Annotated in this window: 6 protein-coding genes; 3 read left to right on the forward strand and 3 right to left on the reverse strand. The window is 48.5% G+C overall.

Annotated elements, in window-relative coordinates:
- Positions 1-307: 307 nt before the first annotated feature.
- Entirely contained in the window at positions 308-871 is a 564-nt protein-coding gene (locus H6F72_RS25600; RefSeq protein WP_190442215.1) for an SMI1/KNR4 family protein, read from the forward strand.
- 140 nt (positions 872-1,011) lie between these two features.
- On the opposite strand, the gene H6F72_RS25605 is transcribed toward H6F72_RS25600, so the two are convergent.
- Complete coding sequence (locus H6F72_RS25605) at positions 1,012-1,221, reverse strand: hypothetical protein (RefSeq protein ID WP_190442217.1); 210 nt, start codon at positions 1,219-1,221, stop codon at positions 1,012-1,014.
- Between the two features lie 539 nt (positions 1,222-1,760).
- On the opposite strand from H6F72_RS25605, the gene H6F72_RS25610 reads away from it, so the two are divergent.
- Both H6F72_RS25610 and H6F72_RS25615 read left to right on the forward strand, forming a co-directional pair.
- Positions 1,761-1,976, forward strand: coding sequence for a hypothetical protein (locus tag H6F72_RS25610; RefSeq protein WP_190442220.1), 216 nt, complete (start codon positions 1,761-1,763; stop codon positions 1,974-1,976).
- Positions 1,977-2,188: 212 nt separating this feature from the next.
- Entirely contained in the window at positions 2,189-2,869 is a 681-nt protein-coding gene (locus H6F72_RS25615; RefSeq protein WP_190442223.1) for a type 1 glutamine amidotransferase domain-containing protein, read from the forward strand.
- 324 nt (positions 2,870-3,193) lie between these two features.
- Here H6F72_RS25615 and H6F72_RS25620 read toward each other — a convergent pair whose 3' ends face one another.
- Positions 3,194-3,907 (reverse strand): hypothetical protein, encoded by a 714-nt coding sequence (locus tag H6F72_RS25620; protein ID WP_190442225.1) that lies wholly within the window; start codon positions 3,905-3,907, stop codon positions 3,194-3,196.
- Complete coding sequence (locus H6F72_RS25625; protein WP_190442226.1) at positions 3,904-4,446, reverse strand: hypothetical protein; 543 nt, start codon at positions 4,444-4,446, stop codon at positions 3,904-3,906. Before H6F72_RS25625 ends, H6F72_RS25620 begins: the two co-directional genes overlap by 4 nt.
- Positions 4,447-4,597: the final 151 nt, after the last annotated feature.

The raw sequence follows: 4,597 nt of genomic DNA on the forward strand, positions 1-4,597 counted from the left end.
TAGCGATTTTACGAGTTCTCAGCACTTCGAGGCGTGTGGCGACCCAAGCTTTTTTACGGTTTCGAGCAACCAAAGGAGTGACGGTCTACCACTCTTTCAAGATACAAGGAGTATAAATTGACAAGGCTGAAACGACCTGAAATCAGGCCGGGAGTTTTGAGTAAAGACGCTATCAAAAAAGGGTCCTTTTTTGATACCCTTGCTGCATGATTATTCGGCACCGCTGCTGGCACCTCCCCCGCTAGGTTAAAGTCTGATAAGCCACTAATGAATAATTTGTCAATAAGTGTTGATATCAGTTAACGGTATGCAAGAGATTTGGACATATATAGAATCTTGGCTTTATGCCAATGCCCCCAAGGTGCTCGACACTTTGCAACCTGGAGCTTCTGATACTCAAATCAAAGCAGCAGAAGATTTTCTCTCTATTCAATTCCCGGCAGAAGTTAAGGCTTTTTATCGTATTCATAACGGGCAGTCAGGGTATAGCTATGGCTTTTTTGAGGGGAAGGAGTTTCTATCTTTAGAACGTATCCAAGAGGAATGGGCAGTATGGAAAGAACTTTTAGATGGCATGGAGTTTGAAGACTCTGAAAGTTCCCCTGATGCAGGTATTCGCTCTGATTGGTGGAGTGCACAGTGGATTCCGCTGACCTATGACGGAGCAGGTAATCATGATTGTCTAGACTTAAATCCTGGTGAGGGTGGAAAGCGTGGACAAATTATTACAATGTGGCACGATGAGCCTGAAAGGCAGATTGTTGCACCAAGTTTTAGGGAGTGGTTGGAGCAATATGTTGAAGGCTTGAAATCAGGACATTTCATTTTTTCCGAAGAAGGCAACGGCATATTCAACGTAGATGATATCTAGTGGATACAAGCTTTTGAAGTTGGTAGACGGAGGCTAGGTTTGCTTAAGCTCATCTGCTGAACTGAAAGCCAAAATGTCAGAGCAGTGGAAAAATACTATGAGAATCCCTTAAACAAAGCGTTGCATGTCCGGCAAAAAAATTAGCCGTAGCTCACGCATGTCTGAGAAGAACCCTGCGTTGAGAGAGCAGCGATCGCTCCAGTGAAGTAGAGGGGTGATCGCTCCATGACGCAAACCTCAAGCCAAGCTTTGAGAGTCAGAAAACTTCTGATTTTGGGCTGAGTGCTTGGTAGGGCGATCGGGTTTGGTGAGGAGATGGAGGGGCAAGAGGGGCGATCGTCTAGTGCCACCAAACCTTACCAGATTCGATGCTTACGAAGAAGATGGAGTATCTTCCCATTTTACAGCTTCAAACTTCTGAAGCTTTTCTTAAAAATTCTCTTCAGTCCTCTCTAAGGTGATGTATCCCCTGTTTTAGGCAAGCTTTAGGCAAAGTTCGATGGTGAAGCGCTACAGACAAGATACCAAAAGGGTTTTAATTTTCGATTTTGGGGACTCATAATCCTTTACCTCAAACCAACCTGCAAATATTCGGTCGTTTTATTTACTCTTCCCTTGCCCAAACCAAAATGCAGCTTCCACTACTCAATACCTGTAAATAAACTCGTTTCCAAATCAACGTCTCAATTCTTCTTAGAACGGATGAGTTTGTTTATAGGTATGCCTAAAAGAAGCCGTTTCAAAAACAGAATGCTCTATTCGATATTAGTTTTGCCTAATTAGCAAAATTTTAGCTAATCGATCTCAATGCTGGGAGCCAGCAAGCAGTTACCACAGTATAAAAGGGTAAAGGCAGTTTTAGATCAGTTCGTCAACGAGGGCAAGGGAGATGGTCAAAAAGAAAAAGAGTGAGAGACCCTGGAGCTACAAACGCACTCCTGATGGTTGGGAAGTCTGCCTGGACGGTAAAAGTAAAGGCATCGTGATCAAGGATGGTCCTGTCGAAACTCCTTGGAGATGGAAATCGCTGGGTCAGAGTGGAGAACTTCACAGTACCCGGAATGAGGCAGCAGCAGCACTTTTGCAAGCGTACAAAGAAAAGTAAAAACAAGCCAGGGCTTTGTGTTGGAACACAGGCGATCGCTTATTCTCAGACCTCAACTGGCAGACTAAAAATTCCCACAGCCCTTAACTGACAAAATGTTGTTGGATTCCATAGAAGCACACTAATAAGGATGCTGGTTCTCAGGGTAGATGGCATTAACTCCAGGGATAGTCATGATCACTCTACGAATGGAATGAACCAGAGAGAACGCAATGAAAATACTGATCGTGTTGACTTCCCATGACCAGCTTGGCAACACGGGAAAGAAAACTGGGTTTTGGCTGGAAGAGTTCACGAGTCCTTACTACGTCTTCAAAGATGCCGGGGCAGACATTACTTTAGCGTCTCCTCAGGGTGGGCAACCGCCGTTGGACCCCAAAAGTGACGACCCAGCAGCGCAAAGTGAGACCACCCGCCGCTTCAAGCAGGACCCAGAAGCGCAAGCTGCGTTAGCCAACACCCTGCCGCTATCGAGCATCGCTGCTGAAGACTACGATGCGGTGTTTTATCCTGGAGGCCACGGCCCTTTATGGGACCTCGCTGAAGACCGTGACTCCATTGCCTTAATCGAAGCGATGTATGCGGCGGGAAAACCGACCGCTGCGGTTTGTCATGGCCCAGGTGTATTTCGTCATGCCAAAGCGCCTGACGGCTCCCTCTTAGTCCAAGGTAAATCTGTAACTGGTTTTGCCAATACCGAAGAAGCGGCAGTTGAGCTCACAGATATCGTCCCATTTCTGGTGGAGGACGAGTTGAAAAAGAACGGAGGTCAATATTCGAAAGCAGCGGACTGGCAGTCATACACGATTCAGGATGGTAATTTGATTACCGGTCAAAATCCTGCCTCATCAGAAGCTGGAGCTCAAGCTGTTTTGCACCAGCTGAGGGGCTAAGCCTGGTGTGCCGAGAACTGCTCAGCTTCGGCCTTGACGACGTGACTCGTGCCTCACTCTCCATTGAGGCAACTCTCTCTCTCTTGCTTCTGCTGCAAGTTCAACCGTTGTAGAGTGGCACAAAGCGATTCTAGAGAAGGTTTGCGTGGCATGGCAAATTCTTGTGTAACTTCGGTTGTTATTTCCCCGGTTACACAAGAAGCCTTTTCCTCAAGTAGTCTGGCAACCTGGTGTAATCTCCATTTGTACTGGTCCAAACGCTGGCTAATTAACCCGTATTCGTGTGTAACTAGGGAAGAGAGTTACACAAGATCAAAACTGGCATCAAATCCTCTCAACCTGGAGAAGCGCTTCCTGAGGAGCCGATACTGTAATCCACACGTCCGACCCATAAAACTCCCCTGATTGCTCAAGTTCAAAGCCTCCTAGCAGTAACCCTAGCCACAGGTTGACCCAAGGCATTCCGAGTCCTCGATACAACTGCTGGACGGAAATCCTCGGTCCTCGATGCCGGAGCCACTGACTGATTGCTTGGCTCCACTCTGCGACTGCCTCTTCATGAGCGATCGCCCAGACCAACTCTGTCTCAAGTTGTCGTGCCTCTGCGCCTGTCTTTATCTCCCACTCCTCCAGCAGCTCCAAGATCACCTCCTTATCAACTGGAGCCACGAGTGATTCCGGTTCTGCATCCTGAGCGGGCGATCGCTTTGCCCTTTGTTTGCGCGGAGGTACAGGCTCCATCAAGTCGCTCAAATCCACACTCATTGTTTGGCGCACCACATCTGCAAAGAAGCCTGAGCCCACAATTGGATCACGGTACGCATCTCCCCATTCTGTGATCAATGCCTCTGCTCGCACGGCATACAACTCAGCCACTCGTAGCAGCGCTTCTCCCGCTACTTGCAACTGTTCTGGCTCTGGCGCTTGGGCGATCGCCTCATCCATCTGCCCCAACAGCTCTGCCACATTCGCTCGCTCCGGCATGATCTGAGCCGCCCTCAAAGAATCCCACAGTGGCAGTTCTAGCTGCTGATTCATTCTTCCATTCCTCTCAAAGCCAGCGCCTCCAGATGAATCGCATGGTAAGCACAAGGACGGATCGGACACTGAGATACAGAGTGCTGTTGCTCATGGGCATAGCGCTCAAACCCGCCGCGCCGCCCTTCACCATATTGCTGGTATAACGCCTCTAGTAACTGACGCGCATACTCCTTGACCAATCGAGGTGGGAGCCCAAAAGTATGTTGGGGTTGCGTCATTGCCGTGGGCTGATTTCCTACCCACAACTCGGCACACATGGCATGAATCACCACCTCATCATTCGCTTGCCGAGGCTGGTCTACATAAGTATGGAGGACCACATAAGGCACCTCAGGAACCGGAACCACGATTTCTGCAATCTGAGAGCGCCGCCTTACACCTTGACCCCGTCCCTTCCGGTAATAGGAGCGCCGACTGTGACAAGCCGCATCCTGCCAGCAGCCATCACCTCCAACTGCGGCATCGTGTAGCTTTCGAGCTTCTGCTGCCGTCAACAGGCTACAAGCCCAGCAGGTTTCATTCGGCGATCGCCCCATCTTCGTTGAGTTTGAAAAGCTTCCTTATTATGGCGAGCCCAGTAAAAAATTGGCTCGTGCTGTGAATAATCTTAGAATACTTAGATAGAGATAAGTAAAGTTATCTCTATCTGAAATTTGCTCAACCTTCTCTGTGGCGATGACTTCATTT

This window comes from Trichocoleus sp. FACHB-46, assembly GCF_014695385.1.
GTDB lineage: Bacteria > Cyanobacteriota > Cyanobacteriia > FACHB-46 > FACHB-46 > Trichocoleus.